The sequence below is a fragment of the Romboutsia sp. Marseille-P6047 genome, assembly GCF_900604535.1.
GTDB lineage: Bacteria > Bacillota > Clostridia > Peptostreptococcales > Peptostreptococcaceae > Romboutsia_E.
On sequence record NZ_UWOT01000005.1, the window covers coordinates 231,778 to 255,472 of the forward strand.

Genomic DNA, 23,695 nt, shown 5'->3' on the forward strand with positions numbered 1-23,695 from the left:
TTCTTTATGATATCTTATTATAATACTCTGTTCTGTGAATAATAACTAATTTTATATGGCTAAATTATAATTAAATTATATAATTAGTAAGGACTTTTGTAAACATTTTCATAAATTTTATATCTATAAATATTATTTATGTCTTACACTATCCCTTTTTAAAAAATTATATCCTAACTTAATAGATTCTAAATTTTCTTTTTTACATCTTCCACTCAATATGTCTAATAGCATCTTTGTGCTCTTTATACCACTTTCTTTATAAAAGTATTGTACAGTAGTTATACTTGGTGTTATTAAATTTGAAAACTTAGAATCTCCTATTGCACATAAACTAATCTCATCTGGTACTTCTATGTTATGTTCTCTTAAATATGATAATACTCCTAATGACATTGTATATGTTGCACAGAATATTGCATCAATATCTTTGTTGATTTTTAAAAGTTCTCTTGTCATTTCATATCCATATTGTTGAGAAAAATTAGCATTTTTTATTAAACTTTTATCACATATTATAGAATTATCTTTTAAACAATTTATAAAGCCATTCTTTCTATTTATTCCAGTAGATATATCTTCATCATTAGTTCCTATATATGCTATTTTTTTGTGATTATTCTCTATTAAATAATTAGTCATTTCATATGCAGCTTCATAATCACTATGATATACACAAGGATACCCTTCAATATTTTGTCCTACAATAACTATTGGAACCTTCATTTGCTTTATTATCTCTAAATGTCTTTCTGTTATTATAGTAGCTACAAAAATTACACCATCTACATTCTTATTTCTAAATATATTTAAGTATTCAATTTCTTTTTCTATATTTAAATCAGTATTACCTAGTATAATATTATAATCATCATTTGATATTTCTTCACTTATACCACCAACTATTTTACTTATTGTCTCTGAACTTATTTTAGGTAATATTACTCCAATTAAATTAGTTTTTTTAGTCCTTAATGTTTTACCATATGTAGATGGAACAAAACCAGTTTTATCTATTACCTCTTGTATCTTTTTTCTACTCTCTTCACTTACATATCCATCATTTAAATATCTAGACACAGTTGATTTTGATACTCCAGCAAGTCTAGCTATATCAATTATATTCATGTATATCGCTCCCTAATTCATTGTTAATAGTTTACACTTATTATAACATAAAGTATTTATATTCTTCAAAGGAAAACATTTTTCATGCAAATAAAGTCTAGTCATAAAATTTTTCTATTTTTATAACTAGACTTTTCTTATAGTATTATATTTAAATTAGTTATTTTTAGTATATATTCTCTAAATTTTTCTATACTAATTCTATCTATAAAATCTCCAAGTTTTTCTCCTGGATTAGCATTTTCTTTATAATAACTTAGTATTACTTCTACTAAGTTATACGCTTCTTTTTCTGATAAGCCCTTTGTTACTATATCAGAAGGTCTTGGATAAAATCCTGCACTACCACCTACTGTTACAAAAAATTTACCATCTATATCTACAATTACACCAATATCTTTTGCATAGACACTTGCACATGCATTTCTACATCCAGCAACCCCTATCTTTGTTCTGCATGGTAACTCCATACCATGAAAGTTCTTACTTATTTTCATGCCTATACCTATAGTAGAATATTTTGATCTCTTACAATAATTTGCTGGGCATATTTCAACATTTTTTAATGAATTTTGTACCCTTACTGCCGGCTCCATTTGTAACTCATTCCAAATATCCTTTAAATCCTCTTGTCTAAGATTCGTTATAAGTATTCTCTGACCCGAAGTTATCTTTAATACACCATTATACTTTTTAGCTACTTCTGCTATTTTTATAAGAGTTTCTGGAAGTACAAATCCTCCTGGTATATGGGGTGTTATTGCGTAAGTTCTTTTTCCATTTTTAACTTTTTGTAAATTTCCATATTCACTCATTTTATAAATCACCTCTTAAATTTAGTCTAATCCTAAATATTCTTCTAATGTTAAGTTATTCATTACAAAGTTCTTACTATGTTCATATCCTACATATCTATAATGCCATGATTCATACTGATATCCAGTAATATCTTCCTTTCCCTGTGGATATCTTATTATAAATCCATACTTATATGCATTTTCATATAACCATTTTGCTTGTTGAGTATCTGTAAACCACGTTCCAATCGATTTACGGGTATTACTAGTCGTAAAATCAAATGCTAGTCCAGTTTGATGCTCACTATGCCCTGGAGTTGCAGAGTATCTTTTAGCTGCTTTACTGCCATCTCTCTTTACATAATAATCATGTAATGCTTCTTGTGTTTTATAAGACCTATATCCACTTTTAATATTTATAATAATACCTTCTTTTAATGCATCTTTTATCATATTTTCAGCTGCATTTAAGGCCTCTACCTCTAATTCTTTTGGTGCTCTATAATCTTTTGGAAGTCCAAACTCTTTATTTACTACTACTATATCATTTACAAATAAAGCTTGTACACCTTCTATATATTCCTGTGTAATTTTTATATCATTACTTTCATCATTTACTTTTTTTGAAATATCAATATATTTTGATGATTTACTTTCAGCTTCAATTCTGTAATCAGCTTTATTTGATATAAAATTCGCCCCAATAAAAACTATACTTATTATAGATAATACTCCAAATACTTTTTTCATATATTTCCCCTAACTGAATTATTTATAAAGTCTATATTAAAATATAAAAAAGACCCTAAGGTCTTTTTATATAAATATCATATTTTTTAGTGTATCATAAAATTCTGTATAATAACAATATATATACAGAATTTTCGCCAATATTATACATTTATAAATAACATTTTTACTAATTCATATTGTGCAAATTCTACAGATTGTATTTTTTTACTTATATCTCTACTTAATTCTCTATCAGAAGTAAAAACTTCTACATCTCCTACGAAAGCATATATTTCATTTAATATTTCAAGTAGATGATCTACCTTTATTGTCTCTTCTTTAGACTTTAATAAAACCACGCTTTTATCCTCTTGATTTTTATACACTGAGTCTATTCCCGATATAAGATTATCTTCTTTTATGTATACTACTTCACCTTGTAATTCTTTACCCTTTTCTAGTTTGCTTCTTAAATCTAATAAGTTCATTTTGATATCCCCCTTAAAAATACTTTCATACTTTATTCACGATCATGATCTTATCACTATAAATATTATTCATGTTATTAATAATTTATTCTATAAAAAAAAGATTTCACTTATTTAAGTGAAACCTTTTTTATTTTATAACTAATTCTACCGGGCAATGATCTGACCCTAGTACTTCTGTATGTATATCTGCACTAACTAATCTGTCCTCTAATTTTTTTGATGCACAGAAATAATCTATTCTCCAACCTGCATTCTTTTCTCTCGCTTTAAATCTATAAGACCACCAAGAATATATATCTGTTTTATCTGGATTAAAATATCTATAAGTGTCTATAAATCCAGAATTTAAGAAGTCTGTAAATTTGTTTCTTTCTTCGTCAGTAAATCCAGCATTTTTTCTATTAGTCTTAGGATTTTTTAAATCTATTTCTTTATGAGCTACATTTAAATCTCCACACATTATTACAGGCTTTTTACTATCTAATTTTAATAAATATTCCCTAAAGTCATCTTCCCACTTCATTCTATAATATAATCTTTTTAATTCACTTTGTGAGTTTGGAGTGTAAACTGTTACAAAATGAAAATCTTCAAATTCTAAAGTTATGACTCTACCTTCATTATCATGTTCTTCTATATCTATTCCGTATGATACACTTATAGGCTTTATTTTAGTAAATATTGCAGTTCCTGAGTATCCTTTTTTCTGAGCATAATTCCAGTACTGATAATATCCTTCTAGCTCTAAATCTATTTGACCTTCTTGAAGCTTAGTTTCTTGAAGACAAAATATATCGGCATCTACATCTTTAAAGAAGTCTAAAAATCCTTTTGTTACACAAGCTCTGATACCATTAACATTCCACGATATAAATTTCATATGTTCCTCCTTAGTTTATTAATTGATTTTAATTTTATCATATTAATTTAACTTTTGTCATTTTATGTATTTTTATTTATATTATTTAAGATACCCTAAGTTATATTATTATAATCATACCTTTAATATAATAATATAAGCTACCATTTTTAATTTAGGTAGCTTTTACTATGTAAACTTCAAACTTTGTGCTAATTTATCTGCATCTATAGATGATACATAAACATCTGTAGCTAATTCAAACCCTCCAAAGCTATATTTTCTAGGGATTATATGTATATGAGGATAAAAGTGATCATGATCTTCTCCATTAATAGGATGTGTATGTATACATATATTAAAAGGGTTATATCCTTGCACTATATATATATTTCTAAATAATTTTTTGAAAATAATAGCTAATTCATTTAAATCACTTTCTTTAATATTTTCGAATCTTGTATTCTGTTTAAATAAAATTCGTATCTCGCCACCATATTTACTTATCTCAGGAACCATGACTAAATAGTCTTTATTATCATGTATAATTCTTTTTTCATACTTAATTTCTTCCTCTATAATATTTTGATATAATGACATTTTATATTTTTCATAATATCTTTTAGATATATTAATTTCATTCTCTACCTCAGGTGGTATTATAGATAAAGATATAATTTGTGAATGAGGGTGATTTAATGATGCTCCTGCTCTTCTCAAAAAGTTCTTAAAAATACTTACATATCTTACTTTAATATTTTTAGATAAACTTATATATCTATTTTTATACATCTTCAATAAGTATAAAAATTCTTTCTCACTCATATTATAAAAACTACCATTATGTCTATTTGTATCAATCATAACCTCATGTTCCCCATAAATTTCATCTGAGCATGGCTCAACTATAGGAAACTTATTATAAACAGACCTTACTAACCATCCATCTGCTCCTATTATTTCAAATGTAGATCTTTCTGTATGCTTTTCATTCCCTCTACAAAAAGGACAATTTTTTATATATGATTCTTTAGTCTCTATATCATTTTGAAATTTGACTTTATCCATAGGTCTTTTATTTCTATTTTTTGCAAGTACAACTATATCATTAGTAATAGGATCTCTTCTAAGTTCTCTCATATTCACACCTCTTGATTATAATGACTTATTAAACTTATTATAATTCATTTTTTACATACCTTGAATATATAAATTTTATCAATATTATTCTTTACTCATAAGCTATAATTTAAATATAAATTTTTTATAAACTTCATTTAAATTATACACTATCCTAATACTAGCATATATCTACTTTATAATGATTTTTATATCTATATCTGCTACTATTAAACTTAAGTAAAATTTTATTTAAAGGGGGGTTTTTTTATGAATTACTCAAAAAGGGTTAGCTCTATGCAATCCTCTCCTATTAGAAAGCTATCACCTTTTGAAGAAGCAGCAAAAAAAAATGGTATCAAAGTTTATCACTTAAATATTGGGCAACCTGATATAAAAACACCCAGCGACTTTTTTTATGCTGTTAAAAACTTCAATAACGATGTTTTAGAATATTGCCCATCTCAAGGTATACCCGAATTAGTATCTGCAATTCAAAATTATTATCTAAATTATGATATTAAATTTGATAAAGATGAAATATTAGTTACAAATGGTGGAAGTGAAGCCTTGCTATTTGCTATAATGGCAGTCTGTGATCCAAATGATAATATCTTAACTCCAGAACCATTTTATACTAATTATTTAGGATTTACTCAAGCGGCAAATGTTAATATTGTACCTATTACAACAACAGCAGAAGATGGATTTAGGCTTCCGTCTAAAGAATACATAACTTCAAAGATAAATTCAAATACCAAGGCAATACTCCTAACTAATCCTAGCAATCCAACTGGAACAGTTTATACTAAAGATGAAGTAAAAATGATATCTGAAATAGCTTTAAAACATAATTTATGGATAATATCCGATGAAGTTTATAGAGAATTTATATATGATGATTCTATATATACAAGTTTTGGGAATATAGATGAAGTAAATGATAGAGTTATAATAATTGATAGTATTTCAAAAAGATATAGTGCTTGTGGCGCTAGAATAGGTTCTATTGCTTCAAAAAATAAAAATTTAATTTCTCAAATATTAAAACTATGCCAAAGTAGACTTTGTGTATCAACCCTTGATCAAATAGGTGCTGTAGATTTATATAATACCCCTGTATCATACTTTAATAATATAAAGGATGAGTACAATAAAAGAAGAGACGTTTTATATAATGAATTAATGAAGGTAAATGGTGTAGTTTGTAAAAAACCACATGGAGCCTTTTATATTTTAGCAAAACTTCCTATAGAAGATGCTGAAGATTTTGCAATTTGGATGTTAAGTAAGTTCAATAGAAATAACGAAACAGTCATGATATGCCCTGCTGAAGGATTTTATTCAACTAAAAACTTAGGTGAAAACGAAATACGTCTTGCATATATTTTAAATGAAAAAGACTTAAAAAGAGCAGCCCAAATATTAAAAGAAGGATTAGAGGAATATATAAAATAAAAAACTGTAGTTAACAATTAGTAAATATTTCTTTTTGTTAACTACAGTTTTTTTAATTTAATGGCTAACTTAATTCTTGTTTACTAAGAATAGCTTGTAATGTTCCTATTGCTTCCATATACTTATCTTGCTCTTCTTCTGTTAATTTGAAAAGCTTTTCTTCTAAACTATTACTTAACTTATTCATAAAATCAGAAGCAACATTTTTACCACTTTCCGTTATAGTTATTAAATATTTCCTTCTATCAGAAATATCTTTATCCCTAACAACATATCCTTTATCAGTTAAATCGTCTACCATGCTTGTTAAACTCCCCTTTTCTATGTTTAACTTAGCACATAGATCTGTCATACTTATTGGTCCATTATTATTTACAAAAACTAATGCTCTTAGCTGTGTCTTATTCACGTCATATATACTACAGTATTGTTTTAAATAATCTAAGTAGAAACTTGAATATAACGTTGGAAACGTTTTCGAAATAAAACCTATCGTATTTGATACTATACCTTTCATAATATAATCACCCCAGATGTTTAGTTTATTAACTTTTTAACAATTAATAGTTTACATTAAAATTATCCAAAATACAATAGTTTTCCCTTAAATTATCAATAATATAAGCTATTTTTAAACTACCAAATAAAAAATAAAGAACTTATTAAATTTAAATTTAATAAGTTCTTTATTTTTTATTATTTATTTACTTTTTATGTGCTTTTTCTCATAATTTGTATACAATACAAATGCTATTACAGCAAATATAACAGGTCCTGCTATCATCATTATTGTATCTAAAGTTTTACCAGAAAATGTAGGTTCTATTATTGAAAATATATTAGCAAAAGTTACAACTATACTTACTATAACAGTAGCTACTAGTGCCGTTGTATAAGTTTTATAAACTAAAAATGGCTTGTCTACTTCACCTTTTAATTGTTTTCTCTTAAATGCAGGAAATGCAGCTGCTAAAAATACATATGGTATTGTCATTGCTACATTTGTCATTGCTATTAGTAGTGAGAAAAATTCTGCCGCTCCTTTTCCTCCAAAAGATACTAATACTATAAGTGCTATTACTATAGTAGCTTGAACTTTCATGGCATTTTTAGGCATCCCCTCATCAAGTTTTGCAAAGTTACCTGGCCATACTTCTTGTGGAGATCCTTGTATTAATGTCTTTAATGGTGAATATGTTAATGTGAAAAATGCTCCACTTAAAGCTAAGAACATAGATAATCCTGTAAATCTTGCTATCCATAAACCTATAGTTAGTGAAGTATTTGCTGATATACCAAGTGCAATACCTAGCTCATATCCTAGATTTTGCATTAATATGTATGCTACATTAGCCATATTAACACCTTCTACAGATAATACATTATTCCAGTTAGTAAATAGACCACATGCAAGTATTCCAAGTGAATATCCAACTGCTATAACTATCGCTGCTATAGTTACACCTTTAGGGAAAGTTTTTTCAGCATTTTCAGTTTGGTCTACTAGTCCTCCTAGAGCTTCAAGTCCTCCATATGCAAATATTGCATATGTTAGAAAAGAGAATATACTTATTAAACTCTGATATGCTGGATTTGGTGAGAAAGTAAAGCTTCTTACTACATTTTCTATCGGTTGAGCTAATCTTCCTTTATTTAATAACAATACAGTTAAACCACCAATTAATAAAACTATATTTAGCAATGCTATAGCTGAACCTCCAATAGAAGTTATTTTTCTTATTTGTTCTACACCTTTTGTTGATATATAGGTTACAACTATAATCCATATAACGGCTAATATACCTAAACTTTTGGTAGCATTTAATCCAAATAATGCAAATTCAGAAGTTCTATCATATCCAAATATTGCATTAGATAAAGGAACCCATATAGAAGATGATACATTTACCATCCAAACAATGTATGACGCATACCACATGAAAGTAGTTATAAAAGCATATTTTGCTCCTACAGATTTCTCCATCCAGGAATATATACCACCACTTTCATTTTGATAAGCAGCTCCATATTCAGCCATCATAAATGCATATGGTATAAAAAATAATATAGCACTTAATAAATACCATGGTATTGCTGCATATCCCATTAAGTAAAATGCTCTAGGCATATTAGCAAAACCAAATACTGAAGTAAATATCATTAATATTAATGCTATTAAAGTTAGTTTCTTATTATTGTTATTTTCTGCCATAAGTCTCCCTCCTTAGTTTTATAGGGTTACTTTTTGCATTAAATATCATTTTAATTCATATATTTTAAACTTTATTTAAAAGTGTTCTCCATTTTCATAATACTTACTCTTTTCAAAAACTGTAAAAGCTAAATCCATACTTTCTATACTTAAATTTTCTCTTATATTGTTTGTAATTATTTTAGCTACTCTGTCTTGCACCTCTTGGCCTCTATCAAACCAAGCAACTTCTACGAAAGGATATACATCTGCTATCTTACCATTTCTAATTGCTATAGACTTTATACATTCTATTTCAAAATAATCTCTTGGACATTTTACTGCCTCTACTAATTCATCTATCATCTTCTCACTTATTTTACATATTTCATTTTCATGAATTCCTCTTATTTTAATTTGTGGCATATATTAATTCCTCCTAATGTTGATTATAAAATTTTCTTTTATTATTATACTTTTCACTATCATTTCTTACAAGCATAAAAAGACCTAATGAGATTAACTCATAAGGCCCCTTTTGTTTTAATTTATACGTGTAAATCTACATCTATTCCTATACTTTCTTTAAATGGCTCTATTGCAGGTTCTACAACATCATTTACAAAATCTACAACTTGCTCTGGAGCTCTTCCTATAAAGTTTTTAGGATTCATTATAGATAATATTTCTTCTTTACTCATATTAAATGCATTACTATCTATTATTAAATCTATAAGGTTATTATCTTTTCCTTCATGCTTAACTCTATATGCTGCTTTCATAGATAATTCTCTTATAACTTCATGTAATTCTTGTCTATCTCCACCTCTTTTTACAGCTTCCATAAGTATATTTTCTGTAGCCATAAATGGTAGTTCTTCATTTATTCTCTTAGATATCATATTTTCATATACGACTAATCCATCTGTTACATTTATTCCTATTTCAAGAATAGCATCTGCAGCCATAAATGCTTGAGGTATTGCAAGTCTTTTATTAGCAGAGTCATCTAATGTTCTTTCTAGCCATTGAGTAGCTTCAACTAAAGCTGGGCTTAAAGATTCACTTATTATATATTTTGATAAAGAAGCTATTCTTTCACTTCTCATTGGGTTTCTTTTATATGCCATAGCTGATGAACCTATTTGATTTTTTTCAAATGGTTCTTCTAATTCTTTTAAGCTTTGTAAAAGTCTTATATCATTAGTCATTTTATGCATACTTTGAGCTATTCCACTTAATATACTTATTACTTGATAGTCTAACTTTCTAGTATATGTTTGTCCACTTACTGCATATGAAGATTTATATCCCATTTTATTACATATTATTTTATCTAATTCTTTAACTTTATCATGATCACCTTCGAATAAATTTAAGAAACTAGCTTGAGTTCCAGTAGTACCTTTTACTCCTCTCAGTTTCATATTTTCTATTCTAAAGTTTAAATCTTCAAGGTCAATTATTAAATCTTGAGTCCATAATGTAGCTCTTTTACCTACTGTTGTAAGTTGTGCTGCTTGGAAATGAGTAAATCCTAAAGCTGGCATATCTTTATATTTTAATGAGAATTCTTTTAAATTATTAATTAAGTTTACTAATTTAACTCTTATAAGTTTTAACGCTTCTGTCATTTGTATTACATCTGTATTATCTCCAACATAAGCTGAAGTAGCACCTAAGTGTATTATCCCTTTTGCTTTATCACATTGTAATCCATACGCTTTAACATGACTCATAACATCATGTCTAACTTCTTTTTCTATTTTTCTTGCTTCTTCAAAATTTATATTATCTACGTTTGCTCTTAATTCATCTAATTGCTCTTTCGTTATATTAAGTCCTAGTTCATGTTCACCTTCTGCAAGAGCAACCCATAATTTTCTCCAAGTCGAAAATTTAAATTGAGGAGAGAATATATAACTCATATCTTTGCTACAATATCTATCTGTTAATGGGTTAGTATAAGTAGTGTATTTGTTATCTATCATAATTATTAGCACCGTCCTTAAAATCTTATTTTACTTTTTTATTATACAAGAATATCCGAACGATAACAAGTTCTTTTTACTTTTAGTTCAGTTTTGTATTTCTAAACTAAGGCTTCTACTTTCTTTGTAAATTTATTTATATTCATCATTTTTGTTCCAACTAAAAATGTCATTAGCTCTGCAAATGGAATTGTTAACCATACACCATTTAAATTTAATATCATAGGTAAAATAAATATACCAATTATAATAAATACTATGCCTATACATGCAGATATTACTATAGATTCTTTAGCTTTTCCTATTGCAGTAAAATACCCAGAGTAAACTATATTAAATCCATTAAAGAAAAATGTACATGCATATATTTTAGATCCCTCTATAGCCATATCTAATACATCTTTATTTCCACCTGCAAACATACCAACTAAATTCTTACCAAATAAGAATAATACAAAAAATAAAAATATACCTACAGATAGAGTAACTTTATAAGAAATTTTTAATACTTCTTCTACTCTACCAAATTCTTTGTATCCATAGTTATAACTTACTATTGGACCTATACCATCAGATATACCAAACATTATTAATGTTCCAAATTGTGAAATATAGCTAATACTTGTAAATGCTGCAATTCCTATTTCTCCAGCTATCTTCATAAAAGCCATATTAAAAACATAAGCAGTTGTCGCAATAGCTATTGCAGTTACACCTTCTGATGACCCATTATATATAACTGGCCATATTGTAGACTTATCAAAGTTACCTTTAAATATATTTACTACTGTACTTTTCTTTAATAGAGGCATTATAACTACCAAAATAGCTATTGAGTAAGACATTCCTGTTGCAATAGCTGCTCCTTTTATACCTAATTGTAATTACTTTATAAGCAGGTAGTTAAGTATTATATTAGTAAAAACACTTAGCACACTTCCTTTTAAGTAAAGTTCTGGCTTTTCTATTGCTCTATCCACAAATCCAAATAAAAATATAGTTGACATAGGAATTGCAAACATAGCCAATGTCTTTATATATAAAGATACACTTTCTAGTAATACACTATTTGCTCCCAAAATTATAGCTATATTCTTATTAAAAATCACTCCAATTGTAGTTATTATCAAAGATGTAATAATCATAATTATAAAAGAAGTTTTAAATATATTTCTAGCTTCATCGACTTTTCCTTCTCCTAATGTTCTACCTATAAAACTTAAACAACCTATACTTATTATCATACTACTTCCTATAATTAGCTGTGTAAATGGTTGAACTAAGTTTACACTAGCCATTGCATTTGCTCCTACAAAATTACCTAAAAATATTCCATCTATAATAGTTTGCATTCCATTAATAACCATGGCTATAATTGCTGGCAATGAGAATTTTATAAATAGTTTAGATATCTTATCTGTTCCTAGTATGTTTTCTGTATTCATAAACTACCATCCTTTCTTTTAATCATACTGTTTATCTTAAACTATCCAGTATGTGGATAGTCAATAATTATTTTAAATTTATAAAAAATAGACTATCTTAAAACAAAGTTTCATTTTAAGATAGTCTATTTTTTTATAATAACATCATTCCAACTGATAGTATAATCGCTGATGATATAAATATACATACTATTACTTTAGTAGCAAATTTAATCCATGTACCATATTCAACTTTAGCTATTGCAAGACCACCCATTACAACTCCTGATGTTGGTGTTATTAAGTTTACAAGTCCGCAACCTGCACCAAGTATAGATATAACTAACTCTGGTGAGAATCCTAATTTATGAGCTAAAGCTCCAAATATTGGTATAGATACACTTGCAAGTCCTGATGTTGATGGTATTAAGAATGATAGTGCAATATATATTAAAAATGCAACATTTGTAAATAATATAGGAGACATACCACTTAATGCAGATGATGCACTATTCAAAACTTGTGCGTCAAGTCCTGTACTAGACATTATAACAGATACACCTCTTGATATACCTATTATAAGTGCTACTCCGACCATATCTCCTGCACCTTCAATTATATAAGATACTATATCTTTTTCTTTAAATCCATATACTAATCCTACTAATATAGACATAAGTACAAACCACATACCCAATTCACTGAACCACCAATTACCTAGAGATACTCCAGTTAGAAAATCTGTATGAGAAAATATTGTTATTCCAAACCTCTCCCAAGGTATTACTCCAAGTACCATTACTATAAATGCAACTGCAAATATAGCCATAACTATTTTTCGTTTAGTTGTAAATTCCGGTACATCTTCTTTACCTTCTAAAAAAGCTTCTTTAGAATTTTTTAATTCATCTTTTGATAATAATGAATTTGCATTATTATCTTTAACCTTTTTTGCATATTTCATTACAAAGTATATAGATATTAAAAGTGATGATGCCCAAAGTGTTGTTCCAATTCCCATAACTATAGCTTGATTCACTTCTACTCCTACACCTTTTAATGAATCTACACTTGTTGCTACCAAGAATGGATTTACTGTAGAGCCTAGAACACCTACTCCAGCTCCAAGCAATATTGTAGCAACAGCTGTTAATGAATCAAATCCAGCTGCCATCATTGTAGCAGTTACTAAAGCATAAAATGCTAAAGTTTCTTCTGCCATACCAAAACTTGTACCACCTAATGATAATATAAACATTAATATTGGTATTAATAAAAGTTCTTTTCCATTTAGTTTTTTTACTATTTCACCAATACCAGCATCAAGTGCTCCTGTTTTAGTTACTATATTTAAAAATCCTCCCATTAAAAGTACATATACACATATATCTATAGCATCTTTTAGACCATTCATAGGAGCCATAACTACATCTGATATTGTAGCTGGAATAACTCCTGGTATAATATGTGTTATAATAGCAATTATAACTATAATAGAAAATAATATTGTATATGCTGTCGGTAATTTAATTTTTTTACTTTTCTTTACATTGCTGTCTGATTTATTTTCTAATGTAAGTTGCATCATATTCTCCTTATCTCTTATAAGTAATTTAACTATATTTATTTATACCATAATTTTGAATAATTTTAAATGGTACATTTCGACAAATTTAGGTAATATAACAGATAATATAAAATGGCCATATCTAATTAGATATGGCCATTTTATATATTTAACTATTAATAATTTAATTTATATACAGTTAACTTTTTTCTGCTTTAATGAAGATATAATTTCTCTAAGCTCAATAATATTTGGATATTCTCCCATTTAACTATTTCTCCATCTATTAATATTATAGGTAAACTTTTATTACTTAATATTATTGAATTATTTGTATTTATACTAGTTAACGAACTTACTGACTTGTTTCTTACTATAAATTCTTTATTATTGCTAATATTCATAAGAGAACTAATGTATCTTGGTTTTTCTATAACTTCATACCTATTTATTTCTAAATAATCAAATTCTTTATTTAAATCTTCTATATATTTACTCATTTTTATTAAATCTATATCATTACTAGAACTTACTAATCCTTTAATACCATATACACTTTTTTCAAAAATCTCTATTCTCATATCTTAACCTCCTAGTATTCTTATATTTTATATAATTTACATCAATTTATTATTTCATTTTAATCTTTATTTATTTTTATACTTTTTAGATACCCTTTTATTTAGTTTTCTAACTATATTTTCTAAATATTATGAATATAAATCAAATTATATATATTCTCAAATTTAATCATATAAATCTCACTCTATTAAGAATAACAATAATAAAAATAATTACATTTATCATAACTTCGATTATAATTATCATATTATAAAATATGTTTATAGGGTTGGAGGTAAAAGATGAAAAGTATCTCTAAGATAAAAAAAGTTTTTACTTACTTATTTATTTCATTATTTATATGCTTAATTTTAACTGTTATATTTCTTGTACATTATAATAATAAAATTAGTATTGAAAGTAGTAATTTTCAAGATAGGTATGATGCCTTAGTACGAGAAAATGAAGCTTTAGAATCAATAAATAGTGGACTTAAATCTAAAATAAAAGAGCTAGAAAGTAGTGCTTGTAATAGTAATAAAAATACCTCCTCTAAAGAGTTAACAAGCTTAACCGAAGAAAATAAAGATCTAAAAGAAAAAATTAATAACCTAGAAGAAGAAAATACCCATTTACATGAACAAATTCATACATCAAGTGATAATATATATGAGACTAATAATTCTAATGAAAATTAAATAAATAAAAGAGATTGAATTTTAATCAAAATTCAATCTCTTTTATTTATTTCTTATTTATACTTAAGTGCTCACTATTAGATAAATAATCTATACTTTCACTATCCACAAAATTTAGTACATGTTTATATCGTATAGCATAGTACTTGTCACTCCATCCAAGCTGATTTTTAATATCCTCTTCATCTGCTCCAAGTCTTAAGCTTATAGCTGCATATGAGTGTCGAAAATCTTTAGCTGAATACTGAGGAAGACCTGCTAAATCTAAAGCTTTATGAACTATTAATCTTACATTTCTATCTGTTATAGAATTGCTTTTTTGAGTCGTAAATACGAAGCCTTCACTAGGAAGTATAACCTCTGGTAAACCAGAGTAATCTCTATAATCCTCTATCAATTTAAAACAATAAGGATGAAGCTTAACTACTCTTTCTTTCTTGCCTTTCCCTAATCTTACATATGTATTATTTTTTTCATCCATAAGTAAATCTTTCCATTTTAAGTTAACAAGCTCGTTTAGTAAGCATCCTGTTGTTGCTAAAAATATCATTATTACTCTATCTCTTATATTTAATTTAGGGAGTATTTCTACAAGTTGATTTATTTCTTGAATGCTAAGTACATCATCTTTAGTTTTAATTCTACTTACTTCTGGCTTTTTTACATAAGTAAATGGGTTAATTTCAATATACTTATTCTTATGCATAAAATTATAAAAACTATGTAAATAACTATAAATCTTCTCACTTGTAGATTTTGCATAACTATCTTTTACATATTCAATAAAATTGTGACAATCATATTTATTAACATCAAGTAAGTCTTTTTCTTCTAAATAAACTTTCATTAATATTACTTTTGATAAATAATCATGTTTAGTCGCAGGATTAAGTTTTTCTGAAAACTTATTAAATATATAAAACTCCTTCTCACTTAAAATAGTGTTATTATCCATAAATCCTCCTTTATTTCTATTACTATAAATATAACATTTTTTCTTTTATCTTGAATATATTTCTTATTGTTGATATACTTTTATTTAGTGTTTTTACAATTAAAAGTGTAAATTATAAAAAGCATCCACTTATTAACTAAATGGGGCTAATGTTTATTTGGAGGTAATAAAATATGAACGAATTTTTCGAAATTCTTAAAGTTATTATTTTAGGTATCGTCCAAGGTATAACTGAATGGTTACCAGTAAGTAGTACAGGTCATATGATATTAGTTGATCAATTCCTTCAACTAAATCAATCTAAGACTTTTGTAAGTACTTTCTTAGTAGTAATTCAGTTTGGTTCAATCCTTGCTGTACTTATGATATTCTTTAAGAAATTAAATCCATTCGACTCATCAAAAACTAAAACTCAAAAGAGTGAAACATTAAGCTTATGGGCAAAAGTTATCGTTGCTATAATACCATCAGGTGTAATTGGTGTATTATTTGAAGATAAAATCGATGAATTATTCTTCAACCCAACTACAGTTGCTATAGCTCTTATTGTCTATGGTGTTATAATGATAATGCTAGAAAATAGAAACAAAAAGCCTAAAGTTTCAGACTTCAGTCAACTTACATATAAGTTAGCATTAGGTATTGGTCTATTCCAATGCTTGGCCCTTATACCTGGTACATCTAGATCTGGGTCTACTATAATAGGTGCTGTACTTCTTGGTACATCTAGATTTGTTGCTACTGAATTTTCATTCTTCTTAGCTGTTCCTACAATGCTTGGTGCTAGTGCACTTAAACTTTTAAAAGCAGGATTTAGCTTTAGTGGATTTGAATGGGTACTATTAGCTACTGGTTCTATAGTTGCATTTGTAGTTTCTGTATTTGCAATTAAGTTCTTATTAGACTATATTAAAAAACATGACTTCAAAGCATTTGGATACTATAGAATTGTTCTTGGTATAATAGTTCTTGGATACTTCTATTTCACTGGAGCTGCTATGGTATAAATATTAAAAATAGAAACCTAGCATCAATTGGTTGCCAGGTTTCTATTTTTATTGTCTAGAATTAATTAGTAATTTAATTAAATCACTACCATCTTCATTCAAAGTCGTTATTATACTTAAATATTCAGTTGCTCTATTTATTGCTAAATATATTTTATTTAAATCCCCCACAAAATCATTTATTTGATAATCTTGTTCTTTATCATTTATAGTTTGATTATATAACATCTCTAATTCACAGAAAATTATAGCCTTATACTCTAAATTTTTAATAGAAAATATATTTGATATTGTCACTCCACTTTTTTTACTTAAATTGGTAAGAGTATCTTCTGCATAAATATATTCTATTTCTCTTTCTTCTAAAGCCTTTCTTATTAAATATTGGAAGTATATAGTTTTTCCATTTTTCAACCTTTTTTTATTATATGGATATACTATAGCAATATCAGAATAATCTAATCCTTTTTGTTTTGTAAAATATTCAATTTCCCAAAGTATAGCACTTAATTGCTCATCTAAATCACTTACTTTTACTATATCTACTACCTTACCTTCTTTTAGTACAGGATTAGTCCTTGTAAATATTTCTTTATTTAAGTTAGGTCTAAGCACTTTTATATATTCATTTGAATTTTCTACAAACTTATTTGTAAATTCAATTAGCTCTTTTGATTGCCTATAGTTTTTATCTAATATTATTTCTTGTCCAAATTCTAAGTTTGTAAAAGCTGGCTTAAATATATTTAAATGATTCGATATATTTAAGCTTTCACAGTAAAATACATTAAATATATATTTTGATTTGTATAAAAATTCTCTTATAAACTCTACTTCATTATTAGAGAAACTTTCTACTTCATCTATAAAAATTCCTTTAAACATATTTTTATTTTTTATTATGTTTTTAGCTTGTTTTATTAAGTTATTAAAAGCTTTTTCATAATCAGTTTTCAACATATTATAATCTACAACTAAATTATATTTCTTAGCTAACTTAAAAATAAATGAACTAAATGTGTGTACTTCTAAATTATTATTGTCTTTATAAAGAAGATTCAAACTTTCTATCAATTCATTTCTAAGTTGCTTTGTATAAGTAAATATCAAAAACTTATGATGTGGATATACTCTTGCTAATTTTATAGCTCGAGCTAACATAATTGATGTTTTTCCACTTCCTGAACCACCCTTAAATATGGTGTTTCCATAATATACTGAAATAGCCTTTTCAATTTGTTCTTTTTCTAACATTGCAGCACTATATTTATATTCATCATTATAAAAAGAAATTTTCTTAAACTTATCATTAATATGTAGTCTATTATTTAACAAATAATATTCTGGACATATATCTAATAATAATAAATTTAATTCTACTTCATTATTTATTCCTTTTAAATATTTATCAAGGTTACTTTTGTCTCCCTTTATTTTCTCTAATTTATTTTTATCTATAATATTATTATTTACAAAATCATCAAATCCACAGCTATCTTCTATTTCTACATAAGGCATAATAAATACATAATTATAATTTATATTTTGATTAAATTGATTCATCTTTAATTTCATAGATTCATATTCTTCATTCATAACTTCTAGTAATTCTTCTTCTAGAATAAAGTATAAATCCTCTGTAGTATCCATAAACTTTATAAATAAAATTTGATTATCTTTTATATAAAGTAAATCTGTATTAATCCCTTTAAAAGGAGTAACTTTAGGAACTATATTAATATTCTCTTGTATATTTTGGTAAAAGGTTTTTTCAACTTCTTTTAACTTTAATGCATCTAGTTGAGAGTTAATATTTACGTATTGGCTCACATTGATTCCCCCTTTATTTTATAATAAAATTATATCATTTTAATCTAATTTTTGCCATATTCCTTATTCATAAAATTAACTTAAGTCAATTCTCAACAATTATAAAAATAGAGGAAGTAATATACTTCCCCCTTATTTTATAATTTATAATTTTGTTCTATCCATACATGCATTGCTCTTCTTACTTGATTTTCTTTAACTTCATCAAACATAGTTCCTTCATTAGTTGTATATGTTTGAACTAAGTTTTCCACATTTGGCGGATATGCTAAAAAGTGGCCATCTTTATTTTCAAATCCAACACTTATTATATCGTATTGATCTCCATGTTCATTTAATACTACTCCATATTCTACTTCTTTTGCATTACCATTTGATTTTACTAATTTCACATACTGATTTTTTGCTAATTTGTTTAACATAAAAAAGTCATCCCTTCTCTTAGTTTTTATTATTATTACCATTTTATATTGCTAATATGATAATCTCCTAATAATGAATTCTATATTTACCAAAAATAAATTAAATGTAATACTATAATTTTCTTATTTTTTCACATAATAAATTGTGATTAAAGAATTAGGAGGTAAATAATATGTCAAATTTAAATTGTTCCGCAACTAATTGTGGATATAATAATTCTGGTAATTGCTATGCTGGTAAAATAAATGTAGATGGTAAAAGTGCAACAACTACATCAAATACTTATTGTTCAACATTTGTAAGTGGTCATAATTCTTCTTTTACTAACTCAACTAATTGTAACTGCACTAAACCAGATGATATAAAATGTGATGCAGTTAACTGTACTTATAATGATAATAAATATTGTAAGGCTGAATCAGTTAAAATTAATGCACATGATGCAAGCTGTGAAACTTTTATGCCTAGATAAAGAAAAAGTCTAACTCTAAATTAAAGAGTTAGACTTTTTCTTTATCTTTTAATTTAAAAATGCCTCAACAATTACACCTTCTGCTTCTTCTTCATCCATTCCAAAAGTTTGTAATTTTATAAGCTGCTCATTATTTATTCTACCTATAGCTGCCTCATGTACCATCTGTGCATCAGTATGATTTGCAGCTATTTCAGGTACAGATCTTACCTTAGCTTGATCCATTATTATAGAATCACATTGTACATGTGCCTTACATTTATCATTCCCAACAACTGCTGGATGGAATATTTGTTGTGAATTATTTTTTGCTACAGATCTAGATATTACTTGAACAGTTGCATCTTCTCCATTTAAATATACTGTCATATTTGATTCTGCAATCTGATTATCATGCGTCATCAGCTTTTCTATTACTACTAATTTTGCTCCTTTTGCAAGATTTGCAGTTGTTTCTCTTATAGTGGAATTTACACCTGCAATTTGTACCATTTCCATTTCACAGTAAGAGTTTTCTTCCATATTAACTATAGTTGTTGGATTTAATACTCTTTCTCCATCTCCTTTTCCTTCTCCATAATGTTTCTCGACATACTTAAGCTTTGCATCTTTTTTTATATTAAAAGTATGAACACCATCATGTTGACTTTTAGCATGTCCATCATTATGAATTCCACAACCTGCAATGATTAGTATGTCTGAGTTTTGCCCTATTTCAAAATCATTATATACTAAATCATTTAAACCTGACTCAGTTATGACTACAGGAATATGAACACTCTCGTGTTTCGTATTTTCCTTTACAATTATATCTATACCTGGCTTATCTTCTTTTGGAATAATATTTATATTTTCTGTACAGTGTCTTTGCACTCCCTTACCATTACTTCTTATATTAAAAGCACCAGTTGGTGTATCTGATATATCTGCAATAGTTTTTAATAGATCTTTAGTATCTTGATTCATGAGTAATTGCCACCTCTCTTCCCTTGCAACCACATTGTCTATTTATATCAACTTCTAATAAGGGTAGTATATCTTCTTTTGTTCCATTATGTTGTATTCTTCCATCTCCAATGACTATAATTTTATCAGCTAAATTTATAATTCTTTCTTGATGTGAAATTATAATTATTCCTTGATTTTTATTTTCACTAAACCCTTCAAAAGTATCTACTAGCATAGAAAAGCTCCATAAATCTATACCTGCTTCTGGTTCATCATATATTGAAAGCTTAGGATTTCTAGCCATAAGCGAAGCTATCTCTATTCTTTTAAGCTCTCCTCCAGATAAAGATGAATCTATTTCCCTATTTATATACTCCTTAGGACATAATCCTACTGATGATAAGTATTGACAACATCTTTCTTCTTCTATATTTTGTGACGCTGCAAGCTTTAAAAGCTTTTTGACAGTAACCCCTTTAAATTTTGGTGGTTGTTGAAATGCATATCCAATTCCAAGTTTTGCACGATCTGTTATGCTCCTATTAGTTATATCAATTTCATTAAATAATATTTGTCCACTACTTGGCTTTTCTATTCCCATTATAAGCTTAGCCAGTGTTGATTTTCCTCCACCGTTAGGACCTGTTATAACTACTATTTCTCCATCTTTAACAGAAAAACTGATATTATCAACTATTTCTGTCTTACCTTCATTGTTCTCAATCTTAAAAGATACGTTTTTAAGTTCAAGCATATTAACCCCTCTCTTCTGCTTTTAAAATAAGTTCTCTAATAATAATTATAGTATTTTACTGTTATTTTGACATTACTATTTTCTAGAATATAATTTACATTTTATTTGATAAATAAATATTTTTATTCTTATTTTAAATGGTATATTTTAATAGTAAAAAGATGTGCTTAAATTAAGCACATCTTTTATTTTTATATTTATTATTTCCAAGTCTATCCTAATTATTACAATTTATGTTTAGTATATTTATATGATTTTAGTTATATACTTTTCTATAAATCTACACGGATGATAAGACATCCTTGTTTCTCTAATATTCGCTATTCCCATATCATCTTCTCTATTTACAAAACCTTCATTATCAAATTCATTTATTAAGAACTGCTGATTTATAAACGTATAAAGACCTCTTATATTAGTATTAGCTTTTTCTGTATGAATTAATACCATATCATTATTTAATTTTTCACCAATTGTAAATGCTTGCAAAGTTTCATCTATATAAATACCTGCTATTTTTAATATATCTTTTAACTTATCATAATTATATAAAATATCTTTTACCCCCATAAATTCATATTTCATTTTAATATCAAATTCATCTTTAAACTGTTTATTTATATACCATAATTTCATAAAATTTAAACATTCCTTAAAATCTTCATTTTTAAGAAGCTTATATTCATATCTTCCACTATATTCTTTCACAAAACTATTTATATGATTTCTCTTTTTTCTATTTCCTCTTCCTTTTAACTCCTTCAAATCCTTTGCATAGTATATATAATCAAATGAATCTCTATCTTCATTAAATTTAAATTGTCCTTTATATTTATCCTGTAAATATAAAACTTCACTTTTACTTATACCCTTTAAATATATACTTCTATTTTCATATTTAAAATAATCTAATACAAAATCAACTGCCTTATAAATACTATCTAACATTGCTAACACATATATATCTAGTTCATTACTTTCATGTTCTTCGAGTATTAGCAAAAAATCTTCATCAGTATAATACTTTGTATTATATGCATATTTCCACATATACAATGTAGTAAAGTTAAAATCACAAGAGTCTCTATTTGATTTTAAAGTAAACTTATCAATTTCTTGCTTAGAGTCTATACTAATGTCTTTAAATATCATAATCTGCTCCTTAAGTTGCATATATTTACTTGAATCTCTCCCAGTATACCTTATCTTCTGATTGTACAGATTTAAAGTTTTCTCTTATAACTCTACAAATATAATATGCCTTTTCTCTTATTATGGGATAACTTAATTCACTAGGTATTTCATCTCCATCATAAAATAATAATTTAAATATTTCTGCCATATCTTCATTAGGATAAGTTTTAGAATATGTATTTATAAAACAAATACCTTCACTTGAATCACTATCAACCACTGTATTAGAATAATCATTTTCATATCCAATATAAGAGTAATTATACTTAGCATCATTAATTAAAAAATTATTCCATGATTGAAAATCATCACTATATTTACTTATCCTATTATCAATAATGTGCATTAACTCATGTTGCATATTATATTTTATATTAAACATAGATTGTTCTCCATCTAATACAATGCAGTTTCTCTTTAAATCATTATCACTATATGCATAACCTACTGGACTACTTATTGCATCATCTGCATTAGAACTTAACTTTCCAGTTATATATATATTGACTCCTGTCAATGAATTTTCATCAATTTCACTGCAAAGTTCATCTATAAATCCTCTTGGAAGCTTTGATAAAACATCATCTATTCCCCTTAATGCTCCTATTATATTATCTTCATTTTTTAACACCTCTCCTGTAAAATCTGGAAAATTCCCTATTGCATCCTCCTTTATAAATATATCTACATTATACTTTTCATTCATACTTTTTACTAATTCTTCTGCATCATTATAATTACTTACTTTCTTTTCTAATGTATTTAAATTTTTCATATCTATAAGTAAAAATTGTGTATTTGCTATATCAATATCACATTCTTGATATTCATTTAAACCTATTATAGCAACGTCTTTATTGTCAGAGAATGCTCCGAATTTATAAGTATACTCTGATTCTGTAAATAATTTTTCTTTATATATTAAATCACCATCTTCAATGGAATATATCCTGTAATTTTCTTTATCTAGATTATTATTTTCATATTCATATGTCATTATAAAATTACTATCTGCAAATAGTATCATTTCCTTATCGCTAGGATTTTCTAAGCTAATAGAATACATATATTCTTTATCTTTTGATGAATATATATC

General features: G+C 26.5%; 25 protein-coding genes. 4 read left to right on the forward strand and 21 right to left on the reverse strand.

Going from position 1 to position 23,695, the window contains the following annotated elements; translation table 11 throughout:
* Nucleotides 1–132 precede the first annotated feature (132 nt).
* The 6 genes from EIH23_RS07435 to galT form a co-directional block, all read right to left on the reverse strand.
* On the reverse strand, nt 133–1,128 hold the full coding sequence (locus tag EIH23_RS07435) for a LacI family DNA-binding transcriptional regulator (protein ID WP_122639588.1): 996 nt from the start codon (nt 1,126–1,128) through the stop codon (nt 133–135).
* A 137-nt stretch (nt 1,129–1,265) separates the two neighbouring features.
* A complete protein-coding gene (locus tag EIH23_RS07440; protein ID WP_122639589.1) occupies nt 1,266–1,943 on the reverse strand; it encodes an NAD(P)/FAD-dependent oxidoreductase in 678 nt (225 codons plus the stop codon).
* 21 nt (nt 1,944–1,964) lie between these two features.
* On the reverse strand, nt 1,965–2,675 hold the full coding sequence (locus EIH23_RS07445; RefSeq protein WP_122639590.1) for a M15 family metallopeptidase: 711 nt from the start codon (nt 2,673–2,675) through the stop codon (nt 1,965–1,967).
* Nucleotides 2,676–2,818: 143 nt separating this feature from the next.
* Nucleotides 2,819–3,145 carry a hypothetical protein gene (locus tag EIH23_RS07450; RefSeq protein WP_122639591.1) on the reverse strand — a complete coding sequence of 109 codons (327 nt, stop codon included), beginning with the start codon at nt 3,143–3,145 and terminating at the stop codon, nt 2,819–2,821.
* 130 nt (nt 3,146–3,275) lie between these two features.
* The gene (locus EIH23_RS07455) at nt 3,276–4,028 is read right to left on the reverse strand and encodes an exodeoxyribonuclease III (RefSeq protein ID WP_122639592.1); all 753 of its coding nucleotides are present in this window, start codon (nt 4,026–4,028) and stop codon (nt 3,276–3,278) included.
* Nucleotides 4,029–4,196: 168 nt separating this feature from the next.
* Entirely contained in the window at nt 4,197–5,147 is a 951-nt protein-coding gene (gene galT / locus EIH23_RS07460; protein WP_122639593.1) for a galactose-1-phosphate uridylyltransferase, read from the reverse strand.
* A 249-nt stretch (nt 5,148–5,396) separates the two neighbouring features.
* On the opposite strand from galT, the gene EIH23_RS07465 reads away from it, so the two are divergent.
* Nucleotides 5,397–6,584: a pyridoxal phosphate-dependent aminotransferase gene (locus tag EIH23_RS07465; RefSeq protein ID WP_122639594.1), complete on the forward strand. Its 1,188-nt coding sequence runs from the start codon at nt 5,397–5,399 to the stop codon at nt 6,582–6,584.
* Between the two features lie 64 nt (nt 6,585–6,648).
* On the opposite strand, the gene EIH23_RS07470 is transcribed toward EIH23_RS07465, so the two are convergent.
* The 8 genes from EIH23_RS07470 to EIH23_RS07505 form a co-directional block, all read right to left on the reverse strand.
* On the reverse strand, nt 6,649–7,101 hold the full coding sequence (locus tag EIH23_RS07470; protein ID WP_122639595.1) for a MarR family winged helix-turn-helix transcriptional regulator: 453 nt from the start codon (nt 7,099–7,101) through the stop codon (nt 6,649–6,651).
* 183 nt (nt 7,102–7,284) lie between these two features.
* A complete protein-coding gene (yjeM, locus tag EIH23_RS07475) occupies nt 7,285–8,796 on the reverse strand; it encodes a glutamate/gamma-aminobutyrate family transporter YjeM (protein WP_122639596.1) in 1,512 nt (503 codons plus the stop codon).
* A 75-nt stretch (nt 8,797–8,871) separates the two neighbouring features.
* Nucleotides 8,872–9,201, reverse strand: coding sequence for a DUF1904 domain-containing protein (locus EIH23_RS07480; RefSeq protein ID WP_122639597.1), 330 nt, complete (start codon nt 9,199–9,201; stop codon nt 8,872–8,874).
* A gap of 122 nt (nt 9,202–9,323) precedes the next feature.
* Nucleotides 9,324–10,766: an adenylosuccinate lyase gene (gene purB / locus EIH23_RS07485; RefSeq protein WP_122639598.1), complete on the reverse strand. Its 1,443-nt coding sequence runs from the start codon at nt 10,764–10,766 to the stop codon at nt 9,324–9,326.
* Between the two features lie 101 nt (nt 10,767–10,867).
* Entirely contained in the window at nt 10,868–11,611 is a 744-nt protein-coding gene (locus tag EIH23_RS07490) for an MATE family efflux transporter (protein ID WP_122639599.1), read from the reverse strand.
* A gap of 39 nt (nt 11,612–11,650) precedes the next feature.
* Complete coding sequence (locus EIH23_RS07495; RefSeq protein ID WP_122639600.1) at nt 11,651–12,211, reverse strand: MATE family efflux transporter; 561 nt, start codon at nt 12,209–12,211, stop codon at nt 11,651–11,653.
* A gap of 133 nt (nt 12,212–12,344) precedes the next feature.
* Nucleotides 12,345–13,775, reverse strand: coding sequence for a YfcC family protein (locus EIH23_RS07500; RefSeq protein WP_122639601.1), 1,431 nt, complete (start codon nt 13,773–13,775; stop codon nt 12,345–12,347).
* A 197-nt stretch (nt 13,776–13,972) separates the two neighbouring features.
* The gene (locus EIH23_RS07505) at nt 13,973–14,338 is read right to left on the reverse strand and encodes an arsenic metallochaperone ArsD family protein (RefSeq protein WP_122639602.1); all 366 of its coding nucleotides are present in this window, start codon (nt 14,336–14,338) and stop codon (nt 13,973–13,975) included.
* 282 nt (nt 14,339–14,620) lie between these two features.
* Between EIH23_RS07505 and EIH23_RS07510 the strand changes: the two genes are divergently transcribed.
* A complete protein-coding gene (locus EIH23_RS07510; protein WP_122639603.1) occupies nt 14,621–15,016 on the forward strand; it encodes a hypothetical protein in 396 nt (131 codons plus the stop codon).
* 46 nt (nt 15,017–15,062) lie between these two features.
* Here the strand turns inward: EIH23_RS07510 and EIH23_RS07515 are convergent, their stop codons facing one another.
* Complete coding sequence (locus EIH23_RS07515) at nt 15,063–15,971, reverse strand: tyrosine-type recombinase/integrase (protein ID WP_122639604.1); 909 nt, start codon at nt 15,969–15,971, stop codon at nt 15,063–15,065.
* Between the two features lie 173 nt (nt 15,972–16,144).
* Here EIH23_RS07515 and EIH23_RS07520 point away from each other — a divergent pair, with 173 nt between their 5' ends.
* Entirely contained in the window at nt 16,145–16,978 is an 834-nt protein-coding gene (locus tag EIH23_RS07520) for an undecaprenyl-diphosphate phosphatase (protein WP_122639605.1), read from the forward strand.
* 48 nt (nt 16,979–17,026) lie between these two features.
* Here the strand turns inward: EIH23_RS07520 and EIH23_RS07525 are convergent, their stop codons facing one another.
* Both EIH23_RS07525 and EIH23_RS07530 read right to left on the reverse strand, forming a co-directional pair.
* Nucleotides 17,027–18,808 (reverse strand): UvrD-helicase domain-containing protein, encoded by a 1,782-nt coding sequence (locus tag EIH23_RS07525; protein ID WP_122639606.1) that lies wholly within the window; start codon nt 18,806–18,808, stop codon nt 17,027–17,029.
* A gap of 137 nt (nt 18,809–18,945) precedes the next feature.
* Nucleotides 18,946–19,230 carry a hypothetical protein gene (locus tag EIH23_RS07530; RefSeq protein WP_124097561.1) on the reverse strand — a complete coding sequence of 95 codons (285 nt, stop codon included), beginning with the start codon at nt 19,228–19,230 and terminating at the stop codon, nt 18,946–18,948.
* A gap of 173 nt (nt 19,231–19,403) precedes the next feature.
* Here EIH23_RS07530 and EIH23_RS07535 point away from each other — a divergent pair, with 173 nt between their 5' ends.
* The gene (locus EIH23_RS07535) at nt 19,404–19,703 is read left to right on the forward strand and encodes a DUF1540 domain-containing protein (protein WP_122639608.1); all 300 of its coding nucleotides are present in this window, start codon (nt 19,404–19,406) and stop codon (nt 19,701–19,703) included.
* A 48-nt stretch (nt 19,704–19,751) separates the two neighbouring features.
* Here the strand turns inward: EIH23_RS07535 and EIH23_RS07540 are convergent, their stop codons facing one another.
* From EIH23_RS07540 to EIH23_RS16265, 4 genes are all read right to left on the reverse strand, one after another.
* Nucleotides 19,752–20,669 carry a SufB/SufD family protein gene (locus EIH23_RS07540; protein ID WP_122639609.1) on the reverse strand — a complete coding sequence of 306 codons (918 nt, stop codon included), beginning with the start codon at nt 20,667–20,669 and terminating at the stop codon, nt 19,752–19,754.
* Entirely contained in the window at nt 20,653–21,405 is a 753-nt protein-coding gene (locus EIH23_RS07545) for an ABC transporter ATP-binding protein (RefSeq protein ID WP_122639610.1), read from the reverse strand. Before EIH23_RS07545 ends, EIH23_RS07540 begins: the two co-directional genes overlap by 17 nt.
* Nucleotides 21,406–21,651: 246 nt before the next feature.
* Complete coding sequence (locus EIH23_RS07550; RefSeq protein ID WP_122639611.1) at nt 21,652–22,557, reverse strand: DUF2156 domain-containing protein; 906 nt, start codon at nt 22,555–22,557, stop codon at nt 21,652–21,654.
* Nucleotides 22,558–22,582: 25 nt separating this feature from the next.
* Nucleotides 22,583–23,695: hypothetical protein (locus EIH23_RS16265; RefSeq protein ID WP_164489011.1), on the reverse strand; the 1,113-nt coding region annotated here is incomplete at its 5' end.

Coding starts and splice junctions, on each gene's coding strand:
- EIH23_RS07435 (WP_122639588.1), bottom strand. CDS start 1,128: ATGAATATAATTGATATAGCTAGACTTGCTGGAGTATCAAAATCAACT.
- EIH23_RS07440 (WP_122639589.1), bottom strand. CDS start 1,943: ATGAGTGAATATGGAAATTTACAAAAAGTTAAAAATGGAAAAAGAACT.
- EIH23_RS07445 (WP_122639590.1), bottom strand. CDS start 2,675: ATGAAAAAAGTATTTGGAGTATTATCTATAATAAGTATAGTTTTTATT.
- EIH23_RS07450 (WP_122639591.1), bottom strand. CDS start 3,145: ATGAACTTATTAGATTTAAGAAGCAAACTAGAAAAGGGTAAAGAATTA.
- EIH23_RS07455 (WP_122639592.1), bottom strand. CDS start 4,028: ATGAAATTTATATCGTGGAATGTTAATGGTATCAGAGCTTGTGTAACA.
- galT (WP_122639593.1), bottom strand. CDS start 5,147: ATGAGAGAACTTAGAAGAGATCCTATTACTAATGATATAGTTGTACTT.
- EIH23_RS07465 (WP_122639594.1), top strand. CDS start 5,397: ATGAATTACTCAAAAAGGGTTAGCTCTATGCAATCCTCTCCTATTAGA.
- EIH23_RS07470 (WP_122639595.1), bottom strand. CDS start 7,101: ATGAAAGGTATAGTATCAAATACGATAGGTTTTATTTCGAAAACGTTT.
- yjeM (WP_122639596.1), bottom strand. CDS start 8,796: ATGGCAGAAAATAACAATAATAAGAAACTAACTTTAATAGCATTAATA.
- EIH23_RS07480 (WP_122639597.1), bottom strand. CDS start 9,201: ATGCCACAAATTAAAATAAGAGGAATTCATGAAAATGAAATATGTAAA.
- purB (WP_122639598.1), bottom strand. CDS start 10,766: ATGATAGATAACAAATACACTACTTATACTAACCCATTAACAGATAGA.
- EIH23_RS07490 (WP_122639599.1), bottom strand. CDS start 11,611: ATGTCTTACTCAATAGCTATTTTGGTAGTTATAATGCCTCTATTAAAG.
- EIH23_RS07495 (WP_122639600.1), bottom strand. CDS start 12,211: ATGAATACAGAAAACATACTAGGAACAGATAAGATATCTAAACTATTT.
- EIH23_RS07500 (WP_122639601.1), bottom strand. CDS start 13,775: ATGCAACTTACATTAGAAAATAAATCAGACAGCAATGTAAAGAAAAGT.
- EIH23_RS07505 (WP_122639602.1), bottom strand. CDS start 14,338: ATGAGAATAGAGATTTTTGAAAAAAGTGTATATGGTATTAAAGGATTA.
- EIH23_RS07510 (WP_122639603.1), top strand. CDS start 14,621: ATGAAAAGTATCTCTAAGATAAAAAAAGTTTTTACTTACTTATTTATT.
- EIH23_RS07515 (WP_122639604.1), bottom strand. CDS start 15,971: ATGGATAATAACACTATTTTAAGTGAGAAGGAGTTTTATATATTTAAT.
- EIH23_RS07520 (WP_122639605.1), top strand. CDS start 16,145: ATGAACGAATTTTTCGAAATTCTTAAAGTTATTATTTTAGGTATCGTC.
- EIH23_RS07530 (WP_124097561.1), bottom strand. CDS start 19,230: ATGTTAAACAAATTAGCAAAAAATCAGTATGTGAAATTAGTAAAATCA.
- EIH23_RS07535 (WP_122639608.1), top strand. CDS start 19,404: ATGTCAAATTTAAATTGTTCCGCAACTAATTGTGGATATAATAATTCT.
- EIH23_RS07540 (WP_122639609.1), bottom strand. CDS start 20,669: ATGAATCAAGATACTAAAGATCTATTAAAAACTATTGCAGATATATCA.
- EIH23_RS07545 (WP_122639610.1), bottom strand. CDS start 21,405: ATGCTTGAACTTAAAAACGTATCTTTTAAGATTGAGAACAATGAAGGT.
- EIH23_RS07550 (WP_122639611.1), bottom strand. CDS start 22,557: ATGATATTTAAAGACATTAGTATAGACTCTAAGCAAGAAATTGATAAG.